The 25,425-nt window shown below is 48.3% G+C and carries 20 protein-coding genes and 1 other RNA gene; 20 read left to right on the top strand and 1 reads right to left on the bottom strand.

The features are described 5' to 3' along the window. Positions 1-223 precede the first annotated feature (223 nt). The 3 genes from NE619_RS04275 (at position 224) to NE619_RS04265 (ending at position 2,630) form a co-directional block, all read left to right on the top strand. The gene (locus NE619_RS04275; RefSeq protein ID WP_256131129.1) at positions 224-574 is read left to right on the top strand and encodes a DUF4234 domain-containing protein; all 351 of its coding nucleotides are present in this window, start codon (positions 224-226) and stop codon (positions 572-574) included. 1 nt (position 575) lies between these two features. After that, positions 576-956, top strand: a complete 381-nt coding sequence (locus NE619_RS04270) for a DUF2752 domain-containing protein (protein WP_256131128.1) — start codon at positions 576-578, stop codon at positions 954-956. Positions 957-1,265: 309 nt separating this feature from the next. Continuing rightward, a complete protein-coding gene (locus NE619_RS04265) occupies positions 1,266-2,630 on the top strand; it encodes an MATE family efflux transporter (RefSeq protein WP_256131127.1) in 1,365 nt (454 codons plus the stop codon). Positions 2,631-2,642: 12 nt separating this feature from the next. Here NE619_RS04265 and NE619_RS04260 read toward each other — a convergent pair whose 3' ends face one another. Further along, the gene (locus NE619_RS04260) at positions 2,643-3,209 is read right to left on the bottom strand and encodes a hypothetical protein (protein ID WP_256131126.1); all 567 of its coding nucleotides are present in this window, start codon (positions 3,207-3,209) and stop codon (positions 2,643-2,645) included. Positions 3,210-3,488: 279 nt separating this feature from the next. Between NE619_RS04260 and NE619_RS04255 the strand changes: the two genes are divergently transcribed. The 17 genes from NE619_RS04255 to NE619_RS04175 all read left to right on the top strand — a co-directional run bounded on the left by NE619_RS04255 (position 3,489) and on the right by NE619_RS04175 (position 25,423). After that, positions 3,489-7,760, top strand: a complete 4,272-nt coding sequence (locus NE619_RS04255) for a 2-hydroxyacyl-CoA dehydratase (protein ID WP_256131125.1) — start codon at positions 3,489-3,491, stop codon at positions 7,758-7,760. 170 nt (positions 7,761-7,930) lie between these two features. Further along, positions 7,931-8,656, top strand: coding sequence for a YebC/PmpR family DNA-binding transcriptional regulator (locus NE619_RS04250; protein WP_256131124.1), 726 nt, complete (start codon positions 7,931-7,933; stop codon positions 8,654-8,656). A 473-nt stretch (positions 8,657-9,129) separates the two neighbouring features. Continuing rightward, the gene (locus tag NE619_RS04245; RefSeq protein ID WP_256131123.1) at positions 9,130-9,396 is read left to right on the top strand and encodes a type II toxin-antitoxin system Phd/YefM family antitoxin; all 267 of its coding nucleotides are present in this window, start codon (positions 9,130-9,132) and stop codon (positions 9,394-9,396) included. Then, positions 9,386-9,694 carry a type II toxin-antitoxin system RelE/ParE family toxin gene (locus NE619_RS04240; protein ID WP_256131122.1) on the top strand — a complete coding sequence of 103 codons (309 nt, stop codon included), beginning with the start codon at positions 9,386-9,388 and terminating at the stop codon, positions 9,692-9,694. Before NE619_RS04245 ends, NE619_RS04240 begins: the two co-directional genes overlap by 11 nt. A 274-nt stretch (positions 9,695-9,968) precedes the next feature. Beyond that, a non-coding RNA gene (gene ssrS / locus NE619_RS04235) (6S RNA) lies at positions 9,969-10,147 on the top strand. Positions 10,148-10,204: 57 nt separating this feature from the next. Beyond that, entirely contained in the window at positions 10,205-11,806 is a 1,602-nt protein-coding gene (locus NE619_RS04230) for an OPT/YSL family transporter (protein ID WP_256131121.1), read from the top strand. 150 nt (positions 11,807-11,956) lie between these two features. Continuing rightward, the gene (locus tag NE619_RS04225) at positions 11,957-12,817 is read left to right on the top strand and encodes a Rossmann-like and DUF2520 domain-containing protein (protein ID WP_256131120.1); all 861 of its coding nucleotides are present in this window, start codon (positions 11,957-11,959) and stop codon (positions 12,815-12,817) included. Beyond that, the gene (gene panB / locus NE619_RS04220) at positions 12,814-13,641 is read left to right on the top strand and encodes a 3-methyl-2-oxobutanoate hydroxymethyltransferase (RefSeq protein ID WP_256131119.1); all 828 of its coding nucleotides are present in this window, start codon (positions 12,814-12,816) and stop codon (positions 13,639-13,641) included. The genes NE619_RS04225 and panB overlap by 4 nt, the downstream gene beginning before the upstream one ends. 9 nt (positions 13,642-13,650) lie before the next feature. Continuing rightward, on the top strand, positions 13,651-14,493 hold the full coding sequence (gene panC / locus NE619_RS04215; RefSeq protein WP_256131118.1) for a pantoate--beta-alanine ligase: 843 nt from the start codon (positions 13,651-13,653) through the stop codon (positions 14,491-14,493). Positions 14,494-14,621: 128 nt separating this feature from the next. Next, complete coding sequence (gene htpG, locus NE619_RS04210; RefSeq protein WP_256131117.1) at positions 14,622-16,508, top strand: molecular chaperone HtpG; 1,887 nt, start codon at positions 14,622-14,624, stop codon at positions 16,506-16,508. A 171-nt stretch (positions 16,509-16,679) separates the two neighbouring features. Further along, a complete protein-coding gene (locus tag NE619_RS04205; RefSeq protein ID WP_256131116.1) occupies positions 16,680-18,761 on the top strand; it encodes a lectin like domain-containing protein in 2,082 nt (693 codons plus the stop codon). 12 nt (positions 18,762-18,773) lie between these two features. Beyond that, positions 18,774-21,437, top strand: a complete 2,664-nt coding sequence (polA, locus tag NE619_RS04200; RefSeq protein WP_256131115.1) for a DNA polymerase I — start codon at positions 18,774-18,776, stop codon at positions 21,435-21,437. 22 nt (positions 21,438-21,459) lie between these two features. Then, on the top strand, positions 21,460-22,050 hold the full coding sequence (coaE, locus tag NE619_RS04195) for a dephospho-CoA kinase (protein ID WP_256131114.1): 591 nt from the start codon (positions 21,460-21,462) through the stop codon (positions 22,048-22,050). A 13-nt stretch (positions 22,051-22,063) separates the two neighbouring features. Then, positions 22,064-22,888: a MerR family transcriptional regulator gene (locus tag NE619_RS04190; protein WP_256131113.1), complete on the top strand. Its 825-nt coding sequence runs from the start codon at positions 22,064-22,066 to the stop codon at positions 22,886-22,888. 82 nt (positions 22,889-22,970) lie between these two features. Beyond that, complete coding sequence (locus NE619_RS04185) at positions 22,971-23,657, top strand: DUF554 domain-containing protein (RefSeq protein ID WP_256131112.1); 687 nt, start codon at positions 22,971-22,973, stop codon at positions 23,655-23,657. 97 nt (positions 23,658-23,754) lie between these two features. Next, complete coding sequence (locus tag NE619_RS04180) at positions 23,755-24,438, top strand: response regulator transcription factor (RefSeq protein ID WP_256131111.1); 684 nt, start codon at positions 23,755-23,757, stop codon at positions 24,436-24,438. After that, positions 24,428-25,423, top strand: a complete 996-nt coding sequence (locus NE619_RS04175; RefSeq protein WP_256131110.1) for a sensor histidine kinase — start codon at positions 24,428-24,430, stop codon at positions 25,421-25,423. Before NE619_RS04180 ends, NE619_RS04175 begins: the two co-directional genes overlap by 11 nt. The last annotated feature ends 2 nt before the right edge of the window (positions 25,424-25,425 follow it).

Here is a 25,425-nt window from a genome sequence, read left to right as displayed (position 1 = left end):
AAATGTGCATTTGGCTCGACACAGCTCGCAAATTATACGATTCTGACTGATTGAGCCGGCTTCGCCGCAAGGTACAGAATACGTGAAATTTGCTCGACACAGCTCGCAAATTATGACATTATTATTAACAATGTTTAAATCCTCTTGCATAAGAAAAGGCATCAACCTATAATTGAAAACGTATGATAAGACTAGTAAATAAAAGAAGGGGTAGGAATTCATAATGAACAGAAACATAGCATTATCTATTGTATTATCCATAGTCACCTGTGGAATCTATTCGATCTATTGGTTTGTGGTGCTGACCGACGAGGTCAATCGTGAAAAGGCGGAATACGCCGCCGATATGTCAGGTGTGGCATGTTTCCTGCTGAGCCTGATTACCTGCAATATCTATGGAATCTATTGGGCTTACAAGATGGGCGAAAAGCTGGATACGATCAAATCGGAGAGGGGTATTGTCACTGGACGTGACAGCAATGTGCTGTATCTGATCCTTGAACTCTTCGGATTCAATATCATCGTGCTGGCTCTCTCACAGAACGAAATGAATAAGATCCATCCGATCTATTAAAATGATGGATATTCAGAAAAAGCGTGCAGGGAAGGTGCTGCTGATCCTGGGAAGTCTGACCGGCGCAGGCCTTGTATTTGCTTATGGCGCGACTCATTGGGGATGGTGGCTGCCCTGCGTGTTTAACCAGATTACCGGCCTTAAATGCCCTGGGTGCGGAGTATCGCGCATGTGTCTGGCTATTTTGCGCTTTGATTTTTCAAGGGCTTTTTCCTGGAATCCTGCCGTTTTTATCTGTCTGCCATTTCTGGCATATCTGCTGGCATACTTATGTGTGCGGTACATCCGCTATGGGGATTTGACGATGCGCCGATGGCAGCAGACCGGCTGCTGGATCATGGTCGCTCTTCTGCTCATCTTTGGAGTTTTCAGGAATCTGTAACCGGCAGGCTACGTCGGTTGACTGGTGAATATCGTATGATCCCGGTTCCCCCGTCTGTATGCGAAGTAAATATCCAAGATCTTACGAAAAAAGCGAGAAAATGACAGTTTTATGCGCAAGGACGTCTTGAAGGTTGCGGGAGCGTTGAAAAATGCGTAAATTTCGGTAAAAATCGGGATTTGCTACCGGGGCTGCTTGTCCGTGAGAGAAAGGTGGTCCATAAGTTTCAAATAAGTGGATAAACTTTGTTGAATTTTGTTTCAAACCGTAATATAATATCTCTTTGTGAGTAAGGAGGTATTTTCTTTTATGGGCGAACAGATTCAGGAAAACAAGATGGGCACCATGCCTATCGGAAAATTAATTGCGACTATGTCCTGGCCGGCCATTTTATCCATGCTGATTCAGGCGCTGTACAACATTGTCGATAGTATTTTTGTGTCCATGATCAGCGAGCAGGCGCTGTCTGCTGTCACTTATATTTTCCCTGTGCAAATGCTGCTTATCGCAGTGGGCGTTGGAACCGGAGTGGGAATCAATTCCCTCATTTCCAGAAGGCTTGGCGCGAAGCGTTTTGAAGAAGCCAATATGGCCGCCAGCCACGGTTACAGGCTGTCTTTTTTCAATTGGATAGGATTTGCTTTAATCGGAATTATTTTTTCCAACATATACATGAACTTTCTGTCCGATACGCCATATATCGTTGAAAACGGTATCGCGTACATGCGGATCATCACCATTGGTTCGGTATTTGTTTTGGTTCAGGTGACTACGGAAAAGATCCTGCAGGCGACGGGAAACATGCTGTTTCCGATGCTTTGCAGCATTGTAGGGGCTGTGACAAATATTGTGCTGGACCCGATTTTAATCTTTGGCATCGGACCATTCCCTGAAATGGGAGTTACCGGGGCGGCAGTAGCTACAATTATTGGGCAGCTGTTCTCCATGATTCTGGGGCAGATCCTGCTGTTCAAAAAAGATCATCAGGTGACTGTTAAGGTTCGGGGCTTTAAGATGGAAAAGTATATCATCCGCGATATCTATTCCGTGGGACTTCCGGCCATTCTCATGCAGGCCATGCTTTCCATCCTGCAGTTCGGACTCAATGCCATTCTGGCAGGTTTGTCGGAGACAGCGGTTGCGGTAAACGGCGTTTATGGGAGACTGCAGTCTTTCATTTTTATGCCGGTATTCGGGCTGAATCAGGGCGCGCTGCCGGTAATGGGATATAACTACGGTGCCAGAGACAAGGAACGTCTGACAAAAGCCTTTAAAGTAGCTTTCATGGTGGCTTTCATCATCATGACGGTAGGGCTGATTTTATTCCAGCTTTTCCCGCGTCAGTTCCTAAGCCTTTTCAATGCTTCCCAGGGAATGTACGAAATCGGTATTCCGGCGCTGAGGACTATCAGCCTGTGCTTTATACCGGCATCGTTCGGTATCCTGGCATCGTCCTTTTTCCAGGCCACCGGTCATGGCATGATGAGCCTTTGGGCTTCTCTGATCCGTCAGATGATCGGGATTCTGCCGCTGGCGTGGTTCCTGGCAAGGTTCGGAGGGCTGAAAATGGTTTGGTTCGCGTTCCCCATCGCAGAGGTTATGGGGATCCTGTTCAGTATCATCGCAATGCGCTATATTTTCAAAAAAGACATATCCAGGCTGGGAACGAAATAATCGACTCCGGACCTATCGCACAATTTTGACCGGGACGCCTTCTGCTTCCCGGTCTTCTGAATCCATCAGCACTAAATCGTAGATCAGAGGATCCCGAATCAGATGCGTCCAGACCGTATAAGTAGCCTGAATAAAAGATGGAGTCAGCTTCATCTGCCGGTCGATTAAAGGGCAGGAATAGGGAAGCGGGGTCGTGCATAAAATGAGACGCAGTTCTCCTTCTTCGGTTAAATGGGGAGCAAGGGGGAAAAAGCGGCATTGCAGCGGTCTGTGTTCTCTGGGGCATACAGGCGGCGTTTTGCAGCGGATGAAATGAATTTTTCCAAACCATGAATCGGGAAAATCAAAATCCTCAGCCCTTTCTGCAGACCATTTAAGCCATTCCTCTTTTTGAGAAAACAGCTTTTCTTCTCCGGGCAGCAAATAGATACCCAGCTGGAAATCGTCGTCGTCGCTGTCGCCTCCACAGGTACAGCAGGCGGCCCCGCACAACTTTCCGCAGTCCGACTCAAGAGGACTGACCCGGTCCAGCAGCCGGTAAATGGCCTGATAAGTACTTTTTCGTATCGTGCTTTTCATACAAAACTCCTTTATTTATTCTCAAAAATTAGTATAACATAAATAAAAAAGCCTGTGCTATAATAGGCTTTAATCAGTTTGAAATTGTTTCGTTTAATGGATTAAGGGTATATATATAAGTAGTTTTTGGCTAAAATATAGGGACTTCCGCAGGATTTTATGCTATAATAAACGCATTGTTTTAACGCAGGACCGTTTCTCTGAAAACCTGCCGCAGTAAGCTTTGCAGCAAGAATATCAAGAATATCCTGTGATAGTTCCATGTGTAATGAGGTAATTATGAGATTAGGTATAGACGTAGGATCAACAACTGTAAAATTAGTTCTGCTGGACGAAGGCGGAACGATCATATACAGCCGCTATGAGAGGCACATGTCCAATGTGTTCGAAACGGTTGCGGACCTGATGCGGGATATGCACGGCAAATATCCGCAGGCGAAGGTCAGGGCGGTTATAACCGGTTCGGGAGGACTCTCCCTGTCACAGCTTTTACATATTCCATTTGAACAGGAGGTCGTAACTTGCAGCCGGGCGGTGGAAACTCTGATTCCCCAGACCGACGTAGCAATCGAGCTGGGCGGCGAGGACGCCAAGATCACCTTCTACGGACAGACGATTGAACAGAGAATGAACGGAACCTGCGCGGGAGGTACGGGCGCGTTTATCGACCAGATGGCGGTGCTTCTGAATACGGACGCCGCAGGTCTCAATGAAGCGGCAAAGAGTCACAATATGATTTACCCGATCGCGGCCCGCTGCGGAGTGTTCGCCAAAACGGACATCCAGCCGCTGATCAATGAAGGGGCCAGCATTGAGGATCTTTCGGCTTCTATTTTTCAGGCTGTGGTTAACCAAACCATCAGCGGACTGGCATGCGGCAGGACGATCAAGGGAAAAGTCGCATTTTTGGGTGGCCCTCTTTCATTCCTTTCCGAGCTGCGTACCCGTTTTATCAAGACGCTGAGTCTTTCTGATGAAGATGTGGTTTTCCCGGAGGAGTCCAAGTATTTCGTTGCCATCGGCGCGGCTATGATAGCGGAAAAATATGACGAGACCCAACTGACAGAGGTGGTGGAACGGATAAATAACGCCGACCAGTCGGAGCTGTCCGACACCCGCCACGTAGAGCCTCTGTTCAGAAATCACAGTGAATATGAAGAATTTGTAAACCGTCACCGCAAGGATACGATTAAACGAAAAGATATCAAAAAGGCCAGGGGCAAGCTGTTCCTGGGGATTGACGCCGGCTCCACCACCACCAAGGCGGCTCTCATTGATAACGAAAAGAATCTGCTCTATTCGTTCTACAAGAACAATGAAGGAAAGCCGATCGAAGCGGTTATGATGATGCTCAAAGAGCTGTACGCAATGATGCCAAAGGACGCGTTCCTTGCAAATTCCACGGTGACCGGCTATGGAGAAGGGTTGATTAAGGCAGCTTTCAAGGCGGATCTGGGTGAGATCGAGACCATGGCTCATTATAAGGGCGCGGAGGAATTCCTTCCGGGCGTGGAGTTTATTCTCGATATCGGCGGTCAGGACATGAAGTGCATGAAGATCAAGGACAACGCCATTTACAATATCATGCTCAATGAAGCATGTTCTTCAGGCTGCGGTTCTTTCATTGAGACTTACGCCAAGTCGGTGAATATGGACGTGCAGACCTTTGCGCGGGAAGCGCTCTTTGCCGAGGCGCCGGTGGATCTGGGAACCCGCTGCACCGTGTTCATGAATTCTAAGGTGAAACAGGCGCAGAAAGAAGGCGCTACCATTGGCGATATTTCCGCAGGCCTTTCTTACAGTGTCATAAAAAACGCCCTGTACAAGGTTATTAAACTGCGTAACCCCGAAGAAGCGGGGCAGAAGATCGTGGTACAGGGAGGAACCTTCCTCAGCGATGCTGTGCTTCGCAGTATCGAAAAGATCATTGGTAAGGATGTAGTGCGTCCGGATATCTCGGGAATCATGGGGGCTTACGGCGCAGCTATCATTGCCAGGGAAAACTATGTTGAGGATACGGAATCCTCGATTTTAAAGCCGGACGAAATGGATTCCTTTACGGTAGAAAATAGCCATACCCGCTGCAAGGGATGCGAAAATAATTGTCTTCTGACGATTAACAAGTTCAATGACGGCAGTCGGTTTATTACCGGAAACCGCTGTGAAAAGGGCGAGGGTAAGACCAACGAAGAAAATCAGCTGCCAAATCTGTACAAATACAAATTTAAAAGGCTGTTCAACTATACGCCCCTGACGGAAGAAGATTCCACCAGAGGCACCATTGGTATTCCAAGGGTACTCAATATGTATGAGAATTATCCTTTCTGGTTTGTATTCTTTACGGAATTGGGATTCCGGGTGCAGCTGTCGCCGCCGTCGAGCAAGGAACTGTATGAGGGCGGCATGGAGACGATCTCTTCCGACACGGCCTGCTATCCGGCCAAGCTGGTTCACGGACACATTAAATGGCTGGTGGACCAGGGTGTAAAATGGATCTTTTATCCCAGCATCAATTACGAGCGAATCGAAGATCCGACAGCGCCGAACCACTATAACTGCCCGATTGTTGCCACTTATCCTGAGGTGATCGGTAACAATATGGATGATATTTTTGAAGCGAATGACGTGACCTTCTCCCATCCGTTTATCCCTTACGACAATGATGAGTTTTTGGCGAGGGAAATGTACAAGGTGCTCCGGCGCAGCGGCGTGACCAGAACTCATGTAGAATACGCTGTAAAGCGTGGTCGCCAGGAGGATAAACGTTTTCGCGACGACTTGAAGAAAAAAGGCGAGTATTCACTCAAATACGCCAGAGACCATAAGAAAAAGGCTGTCGTTCTTGCGGGACGTCCGTATCACCTGGACCCTGAGATCAATCACGGTATCGACCAGATCATCAGCTCCTTTGACATGGTAGTGGTGACGGAGGATTCCATCGCCCATCTGGGTAAGCTGAACCGACCGATCCGGGTGCTGGATCAATGGATGTACCATTCCCGCCTCTATAGGGCCGCGACCTTTGTGGGAACTACCGACGATGTGGAGCTGGTACAGCTCAATTCCTTCGGATGCGGGCTGGATGCGGTGACGACCGACCAGGTGGAAGAAATCACCAAGAAAAACAATAAGCTGTATACGGTGCTGAAGATCGACGAAGGTTCCAATCTGGGAGCTGCCAGAATCCGAATTCGTTCCCTGAAAGCGGCCATGGAAGAACGTGACAAGAATAAGATTCAGCATATAGATAACCGTGAGCCATATAAGCGCGAATATTTTACTAAGGAAATGCGTAAGAATTACACGCTGCTGGTACCCGAGATGTCGCCGATACATTTCCAGTTCATGGAGACGGCTCTCAAAAAGGCAGGGTATAACGCAGTGCTGCTTCCGACAGTAGATAAAAACGCAGTGGATGAAGGTTTGAAATACATCAATAACGATGCCTGCTATCCGACAATCGTGACTCTGGGACAGATCATATCTTACCTGAAATCAGGGAAGGTAGATCTCAACAGAACGGCAGTATTCATGAGTCAGACCGGAGGCGGATGCAGAGCCAGCAATTATGTGGCGCTGCTGAGAAAAGCCTTAAAGGACTTGGGTATGGAACAGATCCCGGTGGTTTCAGTCAATATGGCAGGTTTGGAGACCAATCCCGGTTTTAAGCTGAGCGCAGGGCTGGTAAAGCGGATTCTGATGGCGATGGTTTACGGAGACGTGTTCATGCGCGTGCTGTACGCGACCAGGCCATATGAAAAAGAGCCGGGAGCAGCCAATGCTTTATTTGAAAAGTGGTCCAGATTGGCCAGAAGAAACATCTATACCGGAAGCATGCGCAAATTTAAAGTCTTTGTCAAAGAGATTGTTAAAGATTTTGATGCTTTGCCTCTGTTGGATATCAAAAAACCGAAGGTGGGAGTGGTAGGGGAAATTCTGGTTAAATATCATCCCAATGCCAACAATGATATCGTCGGTACCATTGAGCGGGAAGGCGGCGAAGCGGTCGTGCTGGATCTGATTGACTTTTTCCTTTACGGCATGTACAGCAAAAAATTTAACTTTGAACACCTGGCCGGCACCTATAAGGCGATGCTTTTCAACAGCGTTGCTATCCGGGCGATCGAGTTTTTCCGCAAACCCGCCAGAGAAGCGCTGCGTGCCAGCAAACGCTTTGATGAACCGATGCATATCGAAGACATTGCTACCAAAGCCAGCGAAATCATTTCTCTGGGTAACCAGTGCGGCGAAGGCTGGCTGCTGACCGGGGAAATGGTAGACTTGATTGACAGCGGTGTGGAAAACATTGTATGCATGCAGCCGTTTGCCTGCCTGCCGAATCATGTGACCGGAAAGGGCATGATGAAAGCAATGCGCAAGCGCAATCCGCTGGCGAACATTGCGGCCATTGACTATGACCCGGGCGCCAGCGACGTAAATCAGCTGAATCGAATCAAGCTGATGATGGCAACCGCATATAAAAACATGCAAAAACCAGAAAAAGAAGATTCCGGCAAAGAACTCACAGAGTTGAAGGAAGCCGTGGACTAGAGAAAAACAGTATGCCCGCATAAAAACAATGCGGGCATCTTTGTAACCGGAAAGGAAACGAACCCGTATATTCCGGCGGCGGCAGAGCGTCAGTTGGGAAAAGACTATTGAAAAATGGACGATTCTAAGGTATACTATATGAGTTAATAATATACGAAGGAGGTGTCTTGATGGGAAGACACGGTACAATTGCAGGAAGAAAAGAAAAACAGGATTCAAAGCGCGCTGCGGTTTTTACGAAATACGCAAGGGCGATTACAGTAGCGGCAAAGAACGGCGGTGACCCGGACTACAACGTTGCGCTGAAGCATGCAATTGATAAAGCAAAAAGCATTAATATGCCTAATGATAATATCAAAAGAGCCATCAAGAAGGGCACCGGCGAGCTGGCCGGTGAAACTTATGAAAACGGCAGATTTGAAGGATACGGCGCCGCAGGCGTGGCTGTGATCGTAGATGTTCTGACAGATAATAAGAACAGAACGACCGCAGCTATGAAGCATGCTTTCGATAAGCACGGCGGTAATCTGGGCGCGCCCGGATGCGTTTCTTACATGTTTGAACAAAAAGGCGTGATCGTGATTGAAAAGACTGACGAAATTGATGAAGATTCTCTCATGGAAGCGGCGCTGGAAGCAGGTATGGACGATATGGTTACATACGACGACTGCTATGAAATTCTGACTGCTCCCAATGATTTCAACGATGTCAGTGAGGCCTTAAAAGCGGCGGGATATGAATTCGTAGACGCAGATGTCGAGTATCTGCCTTCCGTGGAAGCGACGCCGACCGAGGAACACGACATCAAAAACCTGAAAAAGATGATCGAAATGCTGGAAGACAACGACGACGTGCAGAAAGTTTACCACAACTGCACCGTTGATTTGGAAGACTAAAAAACTTAGAATTTCAATGCATTTGGACCTTTGAAAAATGAAAAGTATTTAAAGCCGTATGAACGGTGGCGTTCATACGGTTTTGAATGATAATGTGCAGGTCACCTCTTTGTCTGATAGAAAGCTTATCGGGCAGGGAGGTTTTTTCATATAAAAAATGGAGATCCTTCATACTGTTATAAAAACTCAAATTTTTGATGATTTTATAACAAAAATACAGCGTTGCGGACGTTGACTGCGGCGATGTGCTAAAATTTCATGACCTTGCCCTCTGAAAAGCCATGAAAGCGTTGAAAAAAGTTATAAAATAACTCTTTAAGAAGACTTTTTATAACGCAGCACGCATTTATCAGAAAATCAAACTCCTCAGGTCCTTACAAAATGTAAAAAGATATAGCATCCTGCAAAAATAAGTAGCATTGATATAGTGATAATGATATAATTATGATAGAAAATATGCAGGAGGATAAAACATGATTATAAAACCATCAACCGCATTGCGGAATGAATACAGCAAGATTTCTTCTTTGGCCCATGAAAGTAAAGAGCCGATTTATATTACGAAAAATGGGGAGGGTGATATGGTTCTAATGAGCATAGACGCTTTCGAACAAAGAGAACAGCTATTAAAGCTGCGGGAAAAAGTGTTGCAGGCAGAACAGGAAAGAATAAGCGGAGCAGCGACCATAAGCGTTTCCGACGCAAGAAAGGAATTGCGGAGGAGGGTCGATGAAGTATAAAGTTGAGCTTTTGCCTACGGCGTGGGAAGAGTTAAAACGGATTGAAGATTTCTACTGCTTAGAATTTAATCCCGAAACGGCCTTGCAAGTTGTGGACAACATATTGGATACCATTGAAAGACTTGAAGAGTTCCCTGAATCCGGCTCCCTCACGCCGGATAGCTGGCTGAATGATCAAGGCTTTCGGATGGTGATTTGTAAAAAGTATGTAGCAATATATCGGCAGGTAGGAGATACGGTGTATATATACCATATTGCAAACGCAAAATCAGAATATACCAAGCTGTTTGGATGGTAAAAAGGTTTTTTAGTCTTCGAAGGCAAGATCTATGAAAAGCCCCATATAGAAAAAATTCGAAAAGCTCTTGCAATCGGACAGACATGCTCGTATAATAAATTACGTTAAATCTTATTCCTTACAATTATCCGATTGACCTTGAAGAGCAGAGCGGTATTTGCTATAATAAAGGCAATCCCAGAAAGGGAATAAAAAGTGCTATATCTTAGACAACGTACCTGGATTTGGCAATGCCATTGATGTTTATTTAACCTGAAAAAGCATACAATAGTAATAAATCCTGAAGTGTTCGTTGAGATACTATAATTCAACCTACGTATTGACATCGGGAGTCCGGAGTTTTTGTCAGCGGATGTCAAGCCGCCATTGAGCGGAAGGCAGAGGCGGAAACAGGGCACCCCCCTATCGCAGATAGGGTGTGAATTATAATCTCGACGGCATGTCGGGATTCTTTTGTTTTTGAGACAGGCGGCAGGACTTAAAAATTCACATACAAGAAGGAGACGGATCATGAAAAATCAGCTGACGGTGAGGGGTGTGGCGATTGGAGCAATCGGAGCGGTCATCATCACCACAAGTTCTATGTTCGTAGCACTGAAACTCAGCTCACTGCCCTGGCCGATTATCTTTGTGGCGCTGGTATCCATGTTTGGATTAAAAGCTTTGGGCAACACCAATCTCAGAGAGATCAATGTTACCCATACCATTATGTCAGCGGGCGCGATGGTCGCCGGCGGTCTGGCCTTTACGCTTCCGGGCATATTCATCTTGGATCCGCAGGCGCAGGTCAGTACATTAAAGCTTTTGCTGCTCACCTTTGGAGGAGTGGCCCTGGGGCTGATCTTCACAGCGTTGATTCGCAAATACTTCGTTGAAACGAAAAAACTGCCTTATCCCATGGGAGAGGCCGCGGCAGAGACTCTGAAGGTCGGTGACCGCGGGGGCAAAAAAGCCATCACGCTGTTCGTGTCCATGGGAGCAGCGGCAATTTTTACATTTATAAGAGACTGGATGCAGAAAATACCGGCAGTGCTGCTGAGCAAAAAGATGGCGCTTTACGGTTCCACCTGTGGCATATGGATATCGCCCATGCTCATATCCGTGGGCTATCTTTTAGGACCGGTGTTTATCGGAGTCTGGTTTTTGGGAGCTGTAATCGGCGATTTCGGAGTGCTTTTAGGCGGAACGGAGCTGGGCTTTTGGGATAACGCTCAGGCCCTTACGATTAAATCGTCCCTTGGCATTGGCATGATGGTCGGTACGGGGATCGGCATCATTGTCAAAGGAATTCTGCCCAAGGCCAAAGAGATTTTCGGCGGCATGTTTAAAAAAGACAGTGCCGGAGATGCCATCGTCCCCATGAGGTGGGCACCTATCGTCATGGTGGTTCTGGCCTTCTTATTCACAATTCTTTTGGATATGGGAGTTGTCGCTTCCATAGTAACGATTTTGGGTGTCTGGGTGGCTACGGCCATGTCGGCCCAGTGCGTAGGACAATCGGGGATCAACCCCATGGAGATATTCGGCATTATCGTTCTTTTAGCGGCAAAAGCAGTTTCGTCAGTGGGCGGGACGGAGGCCTTTTTCGTAGCGGCGATTGTAGCCGTAGCCTGCGGACTGGTAGGCGATGTGATGAACGATTTCAAAGCCGGATACATTCTCGGTACGGACCCCAAGGCCCAGTGGATCGGAGAATGTATCGGCGGTATCATCGGCACGGTTGTTTCCGTAGGCGTACTGATGGTCATCGTCAAGGCTTACGGACCGGAAGTATTCGGCAGTCAGGAATTTCCGGCAGCCCAGGCAGGCGCGGTAGCGGCCATGGTGGGAGGGATTTCCCATGTACCGGCCTTTGTGATCGGCCTGGTGATTGCCGTCATCCTTTATTTTATAAATTTCCCGGTTATGACCCTGGGACTTGGCGTATATCTTCCGTTTTACATGTCCGCCACGGCGCTGATCGGCGGTGTTCTGCGGCTGATCGTGACAAAAGCTTTGCCAAAAGTCGAGAAAGAGGGAACCGGCCTGGTGATCGCTTCGGGACTTTTAGGCGGCGAGGCGATCATGGGAGTCGTCATCGCCCTTATCATTGCAGTGCAGGCAATTGCCTGATACCCGTTACCCCAATTTACCGGGAACGGAGTATCGCCGGCAGACAGAAAACGTACCAACTACAATTAAATAAATTTTAATCGAAGCCTATATCCATTGCGCGAATGGGACTTGAAAGATGATATCACACCCTTATGAGGAGGTGGTAGCATGAAAACAGGATTTATCGGAGCCGGAAAAGCTGGGTGCAGCCTTTCCCGGTATCTTGCGGGCCGGCAGACAGAAATCTGCGGCTTTTACAGTAAAACTCCGAAGCATTCAAGACAGGCGGCTGATTATACCAAATCGGCCGTTTTTTTAAACTTAGAAGACGTTGTAAAAGAAAGTGATATGATCTTTGTGACGACTCCTGACAGCGTGATCGGACAGATATGGGAAGCGATTAAAAAATTAGAGGACCAAAAGAAGGTGCGGCTGGGAGGAAAGATATTCTGCCATGTGAGCGGTTCTCTTTCATCTCAGACGTTCAGCGGAGCCGGGGAGCGGGGCGCTTTTGCCTGCGCGGCTCATCCCATGCTGGCCATCAGCAGCAAGGATGCCGATCTGACCGGCGCTTTTTTCACACTGGACGGCGATGAAAGGGCGGTGGCGGCTGTCAGCTCCATGCTGAATGATAAAGGCAATCCCACGGCAGTCATTGACCCTTCCTGCAAGAAAAAATATCATATGGCAGCCTCAGCTGCCAGCAATCTGGCGGTGGGACTGGCGCAGATGGCAGTAGACGCCCTTGCGGACTGCGGGTTTTCCGAGGAAGCGGCATTTACCATGCTGACTCCGCTGATGCTGGGAAATGTGAAAAATATCTGTGAAAAGGGAACGGCAAAAGCCCTGACCGGACCTGCGGAGCGCTGTGACTGCCAAACCGTTGCCGCCCACCTTGCGCAGCTCAATGGCGAAGACAAAGAGATTTACAGGCTTTTATCCATGCGATTGCTTTCAATCGCACAGACAAAGAATCCGACAAGAGATTATTCAAAACTAAAAACGATACTGGAGGAAAAAGACCAATGAAGAACACAACTGTTACGTTTAAGAAAGCAAAAGAAGAAAAGACAAAACTGACCATGCTGACCGCCTACGATTATTCCTTTGCCAAGCTGATGGACGAAGCCGGAGTCAACTCGATTCTGGTGGGAGACTCCGTGGGCATGGTGTGCCTGGGATATGAAGATACGCTGTCAGTGACCATGGAGGATATGATCCACCATACGGCGGCTGTCTGCCGGGGCGCGAAGAATGCGCTGGTGGTGGCTGATATGCCGTTTATGTCCTATCAGACTTCTGTCTACGACGCAGTAGTCAACGCCGGGCGTCTCATCAAGGAAGGCCATGCACAGGCGGTCAAGCTGGAAGGCGGGCTTGAAGTGACAGAACAGATCCGGGCCATCGTAAACGCTTCCATCCCGGTAGTCGCGCACATCGGTCTTACTCCGCAGTCGATCAATGCCTTCGGCGGTTTCAAAGTACAGGGAAAGAGCCAGGAAGCAGCGCAAAAACTGCTGGATGAAGCCAGAGCCGTAGAGAAGGCGGGAGCCTTTGCCGTGGTCCTGGAATGCGTACCGGAAAAACTGGCGGCAAAAATATCTCAGGAGCTTTCCATTCCTACCATCGGTATCGGCGCCGGAGCAGGATGCGACGGTCAGGTGCTGGTTTATCAGGATATGCTGGGACTGTTCAGCGACTTCACTCCCAAATTTGTTAAAAAGTTTGCCAATGCGGGAGAGCTTGTCAAGGGAGCCTTTGAGGATTATATAAAAGAAGTGCAGGCAGGCACTTTCCCGGCCAAGGAACATACCTTTAAAATTGACGATGAAGTAATCACAAAGCTGTATTAGGGGAAGACGATGGAAACAGTAACGACAAAACAGGAAGTACGGAACAGGGTAAAAGAATGGCGGAAACAGGGTCTCTCCATAGGCCTTGTTCCAACCATGGGATTTCTCCACGAAGGACATGAAAGTCTGATCCGGCGGTCAGCGGCGGAAAATGACAGGACTGTGGTCAGCATCTTCGTCAATCCCATGCAGTTTGGAAAAAATGAAGACCTGGAGACCTACCCCAGGGATTTTCAGAGAGATAAAAAGAGCTGTGAGCAGGCAGGCGCGGACCTGATCTTTCATCCATCGCCGGAGGAAATGTATCCGCCGCGATTCTACTCCTATGTGGATATGGACACGATCACAGAAGGCCTCTGCGGCAGCGGACGGCCGGGACATTTTCGCGGTGTCTGTACGGTAGTCAGCAAGCTTTTCCATATTGCGGCGCCGGACCGGGCCTATTTTGGACAAAAGGATGCCCAACAGCTGGCAGTTATCAAAAAAATGGTGCGGGATCTGGATTTTGATCTGGAAGTGGTGGGCTGTCCCACGGTGAGGGAGGCCGACGGTCTGGCAAAAAGCTCGCGGAACACTTACCTTTCCGAAGAGGAACGAAAGGCGTCCGTCATTCTTCATAAGGCCCTTGCCCGGGCAGAAACCCTGCTTCATCAGGGAGAAAAGGACCCGGAAACAATTAAGAATGAAATGATGCGCATGATCCGGTCGGAACCGCTGGCCCAGATCGATTACATTGAGTTGGTGGACGGGGAGAACCTGCAGCCGGCCGCGGTTCTGGAAAAACCGGCGCTCATCGCCGCGGCGGTCAAACTGGGTAAGACCCGGCTGATCGACAATTATATGTGGGAATAGGCCGTGCAGGAAAAAAATAAAAAATTTGGGCAAGACCCCCTTGATTTCGGAAAATAGTTGATGTATAGTAATGTTAGCACTCGATAGAAATGAGTGCTAACATTTTTAAATTTAAAGGAGAATGTATTATGGCAAAGAAACAGTTTAAAGCAGAATCGAAAAGACTTTTGGATCTGATGATCAATTCCATCTACACCCATAAAGAAATTTTCCTGAGAGAGCTTATCTCCAATGCCAGCGATGCCATTGACAAACTATATTACCGCAGCCTGACAGAGGGCAATACAGGACTTTCCAGAGAAGATTTTTCTATCACTATCGAGCCGAACAAGGATGACCGCACCTTGAAGATCATCGACAACGGCATGGGTATGACCAAGGATGAACTGGAAAAGAATCTGGGAACCATCGCCAAGAGCGGTTCACTGGACTTCAAACAGGAAACCGAAGGCAAGGACGATATCGACATTATCGGCCAGTTCGGCGTCGGCTTTTATTCCGCCTTCATGGTCAGCGAGAAGGTGACTGTTGTCAGCAAAGCTTTCGGCGAAGAGACTGCCTATCAGTGGGAATCCAGCGGCGCGGACGGATATACGATCAAAGAATGCGAAAAAGAGAGCAACGGTACGGTGATCACCCTCGAACTGAAGGCGGACACCGATGATGAAAAATACAGCGAATACCTGGATACTTACAAGATCAAGAACCTGATCAGCCGCTATTCCGATTACATCCGCTACCCGATTCAGATGATGGTAGAAAAACAAAAGCTGAAAGAGGGCAGCGAGGACGAGTACGAAACCTATTCGGAAATGGAAACCCTCAACAGCATGGTTCCGCTGTGGAAGAAGAATAAAAGCGAGCTGAAAGATGAAGACTACAATAACTTCTATAAAGAAAAATTCTACGATTTTACGGACCCGGCAAAGGTGATCCATACCAACGTGGAAGGCGTGACCAGCTACAACGCTCTGCTGTTCATTCCCTCGCAGACGCCGTATAATTACTATACGAAGGATTTTGAAAAGGGCCTGCAGCTTTATTCCTCCGGCGTGCTGATCATGGACAAGTGCGCGGATCTGCTCCCGGATTATTTCAGCTTTGTCAGAGGACTTGTGGACTCTCAGGACCTGTCTCTGAATATTTCCAGAGAAATGCTCCAGCATGACCGTCAGCTGAAAGCCATCGCTTCCCGTCTGGAAAAGAAGATCAAGAACGAACTTCTGACGATGCTCAATACGGACAGAGACAAGTACGTGGAATTCTTTAAGAATTTCGGCCTTCAGCTGAAATACGGAATTTACGATCAGTTCGGCGCCCATAAAGAAGTCCTGCAGGATCTGGTTATGTTCCATTCCTCCAAGGAAAAAGCGCTGGTTACGCTGCCTGAATACGTTTCCAGAATGAAGCCGGAACAGAAATACATCTACTACGCATGCGGCGAAACCACGGAGAAGATCGACAAGCTGCCGCAGACGGAACTCTTAAAGGATAAGGATTACGAAATCCTCTACCTGACGGAGGATATTGACGAATTTGCTCTGCAGATGCTGCGGGCCTTCGATGAGAAGGAATTCAAATCCGTTTCCAGCGATGATCTGGAAATCGAGGAGAGCAAGGAAGAAAAAGAAGCGGCGGAAAAGCAGGCTGAGGAAAGCAAAGATATGCTGTCCTACATGAAAGAATGTCTGGGAGACAAGGTTACAGAGGTCCGTCTGACTCAGAGACTCAAGAGCCATCCGGTCTGCCTGACTGCCAAGGGCGGCCTTTCCATAGACATGGAAAAGGTGCTCAATTCCATGCCGGTTGACCAGAAGGTGCAGGCTGAACGGGTACTGGAAATCAATGCCAAGCATCCGATCCTGGAGACTCTGAATAAAACCTACAAGGAAGACAAAGACGCAGTAGGAACTTATACAAAGCTGCTGTATGACCAGGCTCTGATGATCGAAGGGCTGCCTGTGGAGGACCCGGTGGCGTTCTCCAATGCGGTTTGTGAATTGATGACAAAATAAATAAGCATCCATTGTGATCCGGGGCTGCGGAGGAAATATTTTCTCTGCTCCCCGGTTTTTTGCTGACCTTTTTCAGGAAAACAACCCTTTGAAGAAATATACTGCATAGCGGCCGGATCTTTGGTATAATAAATACAATATTGACTAATTGAACAATGGATTGGAGAAGCTATGAAAAGAAGAATTTTATCGGTATGTATCACGCTTGTTATGCTGATGACTTTGTTTGGCACGACAGGTGCCTCGGCAGTCTTCGCAGAGGGGAGTTCCAAGGTGTCTCTTTCAGGGGTGGAGAAGATCGGAGGCCTTGAAGATGTGGACGGCGAACTGCGTTACAGAACAAAGGACGCTTCGCTTTTGGACCCGGGACAGGCAGCGGTTAAAAAAGCGGCCAGGGCGGCTTCCGTATCGGATCCCAGCTTTTCGCTGGTGAATAAAATGCCGGCAATTCGGGACCAGGCATCAAACGATAACTGCTGGACCTACGGTACCCTCGCGTCCATGGAATCCGGACTCATCATGCGGGGTCTTGCCGGAACCAATATCGATCTGTCCGAAAACCATCTGACCTGGTTTACCTATAAGGGCGCCAACACTTCCACCAAGAGCGCCTACGCCGGGAAGGACACTCATATCCTTACCCAGAGCAAAAGCCCTTTCAGCGAAGGGGGCAACCGATGGTTTTCCGCGGCTACACTGGCAAGATGGTACGGAGCGGCGGATAACAGCAGAGTGGGAAATTCCACAAGTCTTTCTTCCGGCCTCAGGACTGTATCGGATATCCGACTCCGCAACGCCGACTTCCTGCCGGAACCGGCCAATAACAACGCGACGGCAAAACGGGTTATCAAGAACTATCTGGTAAATAAAGGAGCGGTGGACGTTTCTTACTATGTGCCCAATAAGAATCTGCAGAAAAACGCTGACGGTAAATACGGCTACTATTACGGCGGAAAAGCCCTCGCCAACCATGAGGTGGCTATCGTAGGCTGGGATGACAACATCTATTTCAGCGGCTGGAAAGGAAACGGCGCCTGGCTTGTGAGGAACAGCTGGGGCAGCAATTGGGGAGACAACGGATATTTCTACCTCTCCTATTACGATTCCAGCTTGTGCAATCCAACCTTCTTCGAAGCGGAACCGCGTGCCTACAGCGTTGGAGGAACTTCCCATGAATACAGCTCCGCCTATCAGTACGACGGTGTTGGTGCCGGGGACGGAGAGTTTGCCATGGGCGGAAAAATTTCCGCAGCCAACCGCTACACAGCGAGAAAAGATGAACTCATTAAGGCTGTCGGTACCTATACCTGCGCGGCCAATTCTACGGTGAACGTATCCATTTATATCAATCCTTCCTCCACCAATCCGGCCAGCGGCGTCAGGAAGGTGAGCAAATCCTTCTCCGTGCCTTACGCAGGATACCACACGCTGGATCTGGGCACTTCTATCGGCGTGCCCAAGGGATGTACCTTTTCTATTGTCGTATCTTCTTCCTTTACTGAAAACGGAAGGCGGTACTATTTCCTGCCCAACGAAACGGCGGATTATGACTATTATATCGCTTCGTCCATTGATTTCAGCAAAGGCCAGAGCTTTATCAATGACGGCGACGGCTGGTACGATGTGACTAACGTAGCACCGCTGTCTGACGGGCGGGACAGATATGAACTGGGCAACGCGCTGGCAAAGGCCTTTGCTGCAGGAACCGGCAGCGCTCCTCAGACAATATCGGCAAAGAGCAAATATACCAAAACCTATGGAAATAAAGCCTTCAAGCTGAATGCTAAGAGGAAAAAGGGGAACGGACAGCTTTATTACAGGTCCGGCAATACCGGCGTGGTCAAAGTCAGCTCATCGGGCAAAGTGACGATAAAAGGGCCGGGAAAAACTACTGTCACCATTTCCGCCGCACCCAGCGCCACTTACAAATCCGCGTCAAAGAAGGTTACGATAACTGTAAAGCCGAAAAAATCAACCATTACTTCCACGAAATCCAGGAAATACAGAACCCTTTCCGTAAAGTGGAAAAAGGATTCCAAGGCCAGCGGCTACCAGGTTGTGGTCGCACAGAACAAATCCTTTAAGAAGGGGAAGAAAACGGCCAACATCAAGAAGAAATCCACCACCTCCACGACTTTTAAAAAACTGGCCTCTGGCAAGACTTATTATGTGAAGGTCCGCGCCTACAAAAAGGCAGGCAGTAAGAAGGTTTACGGCTCTTACAGCAAGACCAGACAAATAAAGACAAGATAAAAGGAGCACAACATGGAAAAAACCATTGTCATTATTGACGGAAACAGTTTGATAAACCGGGCGTATTACGCAATGCAGCGCCCTATGATTACCAAGGATGGTATCTATACGCAGGGAATCTACGGCTTTCTCAATATGCTTACAAAGATTGAAAAGGATTACGAGCCGGGCTATATCACCGTTGCCTTTGACCTGAAGGCTCCTACCTTCCGCCATAAGGAATACAAAGAATATAAGGCCGGAAGAAAAAAGATGCCGCCGGAACTGGTGATGCAGATGCCGCTTTTAAAAGACGTGCTCCGGGCCATGAACATCAAACTGTTGGAAATGGAAGGGTTCGAAGCAGACGATATCATCGGGACAGTTGCCAGAGAAGCGGAGGAGCAGGGACTGGAACCGCTGATTATCACCGGTGATAAGGACGAACTGCAGCTGGCCACGGATAAGACCAAGGTCATCATAACCAAACGGGGAATCTCTCAGTTTGAGATTTACGACAGACAGGCCATGATCGACAAATATGGATTTACCCCAACCCAGTTCATTGATTTTAAGGGCCTGATGGGAGACCAGTCCGACAATATTCCGGGACTTCCCGGAGTGGGAGAAAAAACGGCTCAGAAGCTTATCCTGGAGTACGGAAGCGTAGAGGAGCTGATTGCCAATACGGACAAGATAACCAGTCCTAAGCTGAAAGAGAAAATTGAGGGCAACGTACAGCTGGCAGTCATGAGCAAACGGCTGGCAACGATCAACACCAATGTGCCCATTGAGATCGATTTCAGTGAATTCCTGATGGAAGAGCCGGATTACGACCAGCTGATCCAGATCTACACAAAGCTGGAATTCAACAGCTTTCTGAAAAAACTGGATAAAAACGCTGTTAAAAACGCGGCGCAGCAAACGATCATCGACACGGAGGACGTTGAAAAAACTGTAATTCGAGAGCCGCAGCAGATTGCGGATATAAATCTTACCGAAAAAATAGCGGTTAAAGTTTTGGGCGACTACAATCACGTTGCCAGACCGAAAATTTACGGTATTGGAATTATGTCAACCGATCGACAATATTACTATATCAACTGTGAAAAGGAAGAAACCTTAACGGCGGTGATGGCGCTTTTCAATGAGAAGGAACCCTGCTTTATCGGGCACGATTTGAAAAATGATTACTATATGCTGATGAATTATGGCTTGACTTCCTGCTGTTCCGGCTTTGATACGGCAATCGGTCAATATGTGTTGGAGTCCGGGCGCAGCAACTATAACCTAAAGACTCTGGCCTATGAATATTTTCATGAGAGCCTGGAGGATGAAAAAGAGTTCTTTGAAAACAACAGTCAGGTGGATCTATTCAGTGATCCTACGGAAGTCTACAGCACCTATGGACTCCAATGGTGCGCCACGGTTCTCAGTCTGATGCCGGTGCTGGAACAGAAAATCGAAAGCGAAGATCTGCAGAAGGTGCTTTATGAGGTGGAACTGCCTCTGATCGAGGTCATGGCAGCTATGGAGCGGGATGGCTTCACTGTGGACCGCAAAGAACTGACGGATCTGGGGGAGGTGATCACCGCTCAGGTGGAGACCATTACTCAGAAAATCTATGACCTGGCCGGGGAATCCTTTAATATCAATTCCCCCGCGCAGCTGGGCCCGATCCTCTTTGACAAATTGGGTCTTACGGCGGGGAAAAAGACGAAGCGGGGTTATTCCACCAGTGCGGAAACTCTGGAAAAGATCATTGATGAGCATGAGATCGTTCCCCTGATTTTAGAGTATCGTACCCTGACTAAGCTCAACAGCACCTACATCGAAGGGCTGCTTCCTCTGATCGACGAAAACAATAAAATTCATGCTCATTTCAACCAGACGGTGACAGCGACCGGACGTATCAGCTGTACGGAACCCAATCTGCAGAATATTCCTATCCGCCAGGCTTTTGGGCGGCAGCTGAGAAAGGCTTTTGTACCGGAGGATGAGAACCATACTCTGGTAGGAGCGGACTATTCGCAGATCGAGCTGCGGGTTCTGGCTCATATGGCCGATGATCCGGCTCTGATTGACGCCTTTAACCAGGGCGAGGATATCCACAGAACGACAGCAGCCAATGTGCTTGGAGTCCCCAAAGAACAGATTACCATTGAAGAACGGAGCAGGGCTAAGGCGGTCAATTTCGGTGTAATCTATGGCATGAGCGCCTTCGGGCTTTCCTCGGAGCTTCACATAACGAGGAAAGACGCGGACGCTTATATCAAGGCTTACTTTGAAAAGCACGCAGCCGTTAAGGTCTTCATGGACCAACAGGTACAGTTTTGCAAGGAGCAGGGCTATGTAAGCACAATTATGGGGAGAAAGCGTTATATCAATGAGATTGGCGCTTCCAACTACATGGTCCGCCAGGTGGGCGAAAGACTGGCGATGAACAGCCCGATCCAGGGCAGCGCAGCGGATATTATCAAGCTGGCGATGATTAAAGTGTATCGGCAGCTCAAGGAACAGGGATTGAAATCCAGACTGATTCTGCAGGTCCACGACGAACTGATTATCGAAACCTGCAAGGAAGAGCAGGATATTATTGAGCGCTTGCTGGCAGAAAACATGGAAAATGCCATTAAGCTGAAAGCAAAGCTGGTGGTGGATCTCAATCAGGGCGACAGCTGGTATGATTTGAAATAGAAAAACAGGAGCAAAGCGAGCTATGGAGATAATTGGACTGACAGGAGGTATTGGAACGGGGAAATCTACGGCTTCCGCATTTTTAGCGGAAAGGGGTTTTGCCATTATTGACGCCGATAAGATCGCGAGGGCGGTGGTAGAGCCGGGAGAGCCTCTGCTGAAAAAGCTTGAAGTGGTTTTTGGAGAGGGAATCATAAAAAAGGATGGCAGTCTGGACCGGAAGGGTCTGGCTGCGATTGTCTTTACCGATAAAACCAAGAGGCAGGAGCTGGATCGGATCATGCATGGAACGATCATCCGGGTCATTGACGACAGACTTCGGAAATTAAGCGCAGAGTCAGCCTGCAGAGCGATTGTCATCGATGCGCCGCTGCTTTTTGAAACAGGTTTGGAAAAAAAATGCAGCCAGGTCTGGGTGCTGACGGCAGATCAGGAGATACGCATCCAAAGAGTCTGCCGGAGAGACGGGACGACGCCGGAAGAAGTCAGAGCCAGAATCAGCAGTCAGCTGGATGATGATGAGAAAAAGCGCCGGGCCGATATGGTTATCGACAATTCCGGCAGCAGACAAGCGTTGGAGAATAAGCTGCAGCATATGATCGATCAGATATAAAGGACGGTGACTCATGAAAGACCTTTTTTCCATCGGACAGGTGGCAAAACTGTTTCGCATCAATATCCGCACACTGCGTTATTACGATCAGATCGGATTGCTGCAGCCTTCTGAGGTGGACAAACGCACCGGATACCGGTACTATTCCACCCAGCAGTTTGAAAGGCTGAACACGATTTTGTATCTGCGGGCTCTGGATACGCCGCTGAAAAACATCATGCGTTTTTTCGAGCATAAAAGTACGGATCGCATGATGGAGCTGCTAAGAGAGCAGGAAGAGGCCACGGGGGAAAAAATACGGCAGATGGAACGGGTCCGGCGAAAGCTGGAACAGCGGATCAGCACCCTTGAGTATGCGGCATCGTCCATCCTGGAAGAAATTCGTGAGGTTTATCTGCCGGAGCGAAAGGCAGCGCTGCTCCGCAAAGAAATTACGGCGGACGATGATCTGGAGCATCCTATCCGGGAGCTGGAGCAGCAAAATAGCCTGGGGCCGATCATTTTTCTGGGAAAGGTAGGGCTCACTGTGTCTCAAGACAATCTCTTGCGCAGAAAGTTTGACGTTTTTTCGGGCATTTTTCTCATCTTTGAAGAAGGAGATGAAGCGGAAGGCAGCGCGGATATTCTGCCGCAGGGTGATTATGTGACAGTAGCTTTTTCAGATACCCATAAGAAATCGGCTTTTTATTATGAAAAGCTCGCCGATTATATCGACGCCAAGGGTTATTGGATCGCAGGCGATTCGGTAGAGATCACTATTATTGATTCGGGGCTGACCGGCGACATTTCTCAATTCGTGACAGAAATCCAGATACCGGTGCGAAAAAATATGCCTTAAAAAATAAACAGAAAAACAATTTGACCCTCCACCAGCTGGAGGGTTTATACTTTCTCCAGAAATAATTGCGGAGGAAACGGATATGATCGGTACAATCGTGAACACCTGCACGATTCTGGCAGGAAGTGTTATAGGCAGTGTGATAAAAAAGGGCATCAAGCAGCAGTATCAGGACGCCTTGCTCAATGCTATGGGTTTGGCGGCCGTGGCGCTGGGCATCAATACTCTCGTTCAAAACATGCCCAACAGCAAGTTCCCGGTGCTCTTTATTCTGAGTCTGGCAGCAGGCAGTCTCTTCGGATATATTGTGGATCTGGATAAACGGTTTCAGAATCTGACGGACCGCTTTGCTTCCTCCGGTTCTAATCTGGCCCAGGGGCTTTCCACCGGAATCATGCTCTTCTGCATCGGAACCCTTTCCATTCTGGGTCCCATCGAAAGCGCCCTCCACGGAGACCATACCTTTCTCTTTACCAATGCCACTTTGGATTTCGTGACCTCCATGGTCCTGGCATCCACCTACGGCATCGGCATTGCTATCGCTGCGGGAGTATTGTTTCTGTGGCAGGGGGGCATTTACCTTCTGGCGACCTGTGTGGCCTCATCTCTGTCAGGGGACCTTCTTACCGAGGTTTCCATCATCGGAGGCATTCTCATCGCCAGCTCCGGCCTGTCGATTCTCAAGATCAAAGATCTGAAAGCACTGAACATGCTGCCTTCGCTTCTGGTACCGGTAATCTGGTTTGGCGCAAAAGCCCTGTTTTTCTGAAAAGCAGGGCTTTTGCTTTGGAATGCGGCTTCTTAAATTGACTAAAGTATAAAAAGGCACTAAAATAGAAAAATAATATAAGAAAGGTCTGAGAATAATGGAAAAACTGTTCCTTGTAGAAGACGAACCAAAGCTCCGCCGGGAGCTGGCTGCCGCATTGACTAAAAACGGATATTCCTGCATCCAGGAGGATGATTTCACCCATGTGGTGGAGGATATTCTTTCAGAAGCACCTGATCTGGTTTTGCTGGACATCAATCTGCCTGTTCACGACGGGTTTTATATTTGCCGGGAACTGCGCAAAGTATCGCCGGTTCCTGTCATCATGGTGACCAGCAGGGACTCCGATCTGGACGAAGTCATGAGCCTGAACACGGGAGCCGATGATTTTATTTCCAAACCCTACAATCTTCATGTGCTGCTGGCCAGAATCGCCGCCGTACTGAAACGGAGCGGAGACGGAAATGAGCAGACGGTTCTCAACTATGAGGGAGTCTGTCTGCAGCTGCTCAAAAGCAAAGCTTCTTATGCAGGGAAGGAAATCGACCTGACAAAGAATGAATTGGAGATTCTAAAAAAGCTTATCACACAAAGAGAGCAGATTGTTTCCAGGGATGAGCTGATCCGGACGCTGTGGGAGCAGGCTGAGTTCGTGGAGGACGGAACCCTGACGGTGAATATCAACAGGCTTCGCCGCAAGTTGGAATCCATAGGACTGAAAGGTTTTCTGACGACCAGACGGGGCCAGGGATATATGGTTGAGTGGAAAAATGAATATTAAAACCTATCTGAAAGAAAAGGGAATACGGATCTTTTTCTTTATGTGCGTTTACGCCATGGCCGGTGCTTTTATGGGTGCTGCCGGCGTATCGCTGCCTGTAATCTGTATAACGGAAATCACATTTTTTCTTACCGGATGCGGGGACATGCTTTACGATTACGCAAAGCGTGTCCGCTATTACCGGGAAATGAGGGATACGATACACGCCTTTTCGAAAATGACCTCTTTACTGGAAATCCCGCCTGAGCCCCGCTTTTGGGACGGCCTGGTTATGCACAGTCTTTTGGAAGAGCTGCGAAACAATTTTAACGATCAGATGGCCGGGCAGATTCGGAGCAACCGGGAATACCGGCAGTATATTGAAACCTGGGTACACGAAATAAAGCTTCCCATCGCCGCGGCTCAGCTGCTTATTGCCAATCATCCCGGACAGGAAACCGCCAGCATTGAAGAAGAACTGAAAAAAATAGAAGCATATGTGCAGCAGGTTCTCTACTATGCCCGAAGTGAAGGGGTGGAAAAGGATTATCTGATCAGTGCGGTATCGTTAAAAGAACTGGTGCTGAAGGAGCTGTCCGATCATGCGAGAGAAATGCTGGAAGCAAATGTACGTCCGGCGGTAGAAAATCTGGATTATCAAATTCTTGCCGATAGCAAATGGTGCGGCTTTATTCTCAGGCAGATTATCTCCAATTCTATAAAATACAGAAGCAGGAAAGATGCTGTGGTCAGCTTTACTGCGAAAGAAAAGGGGGAGCGTATTTGGCTTGTAATTGCCGATAATGGGGCAGGGATACCGGAACAGGATCTGGAAAGGGTCTTTGAAAAGGGGTTTACAGGGGAAAACGGCAGAGAATACGGCGCATCCACCGGAATGGGTCTTTATCTGTGCAAAAAACTATGCGATAAGATGGAAATGGAACTTCGTATTCAATCAGTCAGGGGAAAGGGGACCCAGGTGATGATCGGATTTCAAAAAGCCTGATA

It is taken from the genome of Anaerovorax odorimutans (genome assembly GCF_024459955.1).
Lineage (GTDB): Bacteria > Bacillota > Clostridia > Peptostreptococcales > Anaerovoracaceae > Hominibacterium > Hominibacterium odorimutans_A.
The sequence above is the reverse complement of the archived record's forward strand: the minus strand, read 5'-3'. Positions and strand labels throughout refer to the sequence as shown.

Coding starts and splice junctions, on each gene's coding strand:
- NE619_RS04225 (WP_256131120.1), top strand. CDS start 11,957: ATGAAAACAGGATTTATCGGAGCCGGAAAAGCTGGGTGCAGCCTTTCC.
- NE619_RS04270 (WP_256131128.1), top strand. CDS start 576: ATGATGGATATTCAGAAAAAGCGTGCAGGGAAGGTGCTGCTGATCCTG.
- NE619_RS04275 (WP_256131129.1), top strand. CDS start 224: ATGAACAGAAACATAGCATTATCTATTGTATTATCCATAGTCACCTGT.
- NE619_RS04190 (WP_256131113.1), top strand. CDS start 22,064: ATGAAAGACCTTTTTTCCATCGGACAGGTGGCAAAACTGTTTCGCATC.
- htpG (WP_256131117.1), top strand. CDS start 14,622: ATGGCAAAGAAACAGTTTAAAGCAGAATCGAAAAGACTTTTGGATCTG.
- NE619_RS04240 (WP_256131122.1), top strand. CDS start 9,386: ATGAAGTATAAAGTTGAGCTTTTGCCTACGGCGTGGGAAGAGTTAAAA.
- coaE (WP_256131114.1), top strand. CDS start 21,460: ATGGAGATAATTGGACTGACAGGAGGTATTGGAACGGGGAAATCTACG.
- NE619_RS04230 (WP_256131121.1), top strand. CDS start 10,205: ATGAAAAATCAGCTGACGGTGAGGGGTGTGGCGATTGGAGCAATCGGA.
- NE619_RS04255 (WP_256131125.1), top strand. CDS start 3,489: ATGAGATTAGGTATAGACGTAGGATCAACAACTGTAAAATTAGTTCTG.
- polA (WP_256131115.1), top strand. CDS start 18,774: ATGGAAAAAACCATTGTCATTATTGACGGAAACAGTTTGATAAACCGG.
- NE619_RS04205 (WP_256131116.1), top strand. CDS start 16,680: ATGAAAAGAAGAATTTTATCGGTATGTATCACGCTTGTTATGCTGATG.
- NE619_RS04250 (WP_256131124.1), top strand. CDS start 7,931: ATGGGAAGACACGGTACAATTGCAGGAAGAAAAGAAAAACAGGATTCA.
- NE619_RS04175 (WP_256131110.1), top strand. CDS start 24,428: ATGAATATTAAAACCTATCTGAAAGAAAAGGGAATACGGATCTTTTTC.
- panC (WP_256131118.1), top strand. CDS start 13,651: ATGGAAACAGTAACGACAAAACAGGAAGTACGGAACAGGGTAAAAGAA.
- NE619_RS04265 (WP_256131127.1), top strand. CDS start 1,266: ATGGGCGAACAGATTCAGGAAAACAAGATGGGCACCATGCCTATCGGA.
- NE619_RS04260 (WP_256131126.1), bottom strand. CDS start 3,209: ATGAAAAGCACGATACGAAAAAGTACTTATCAGGCCATTTACCGGCTG.
- NE619_RS04185 (WP_256131112.1), top strand. CDS start 22,971: ATGATCGGTACAATCGTGAACACCTGCACGATTCTGGCAGGAAGTGTT.
- NE619_RS04245 (WP_256131123.1), top strand. CDS start 9,130: ATGATTATAAAACCATCAACCGCATTGCGGAATGAATACAGCAAGATT.
- panB (WP_256131119.1), top strand. CDS start 12,814: ATGAAGAACACAACTGTTACGTTTAAGAAAGCAAAAGAAGAAAAGACA.
- NE619_RS04180 (WP_256131111.1), top strand. CDS start 23,755: ATGGAAAAACTGTTCCTTGTAGAAGACGAACCAAAGCTCCGCCGGGAG.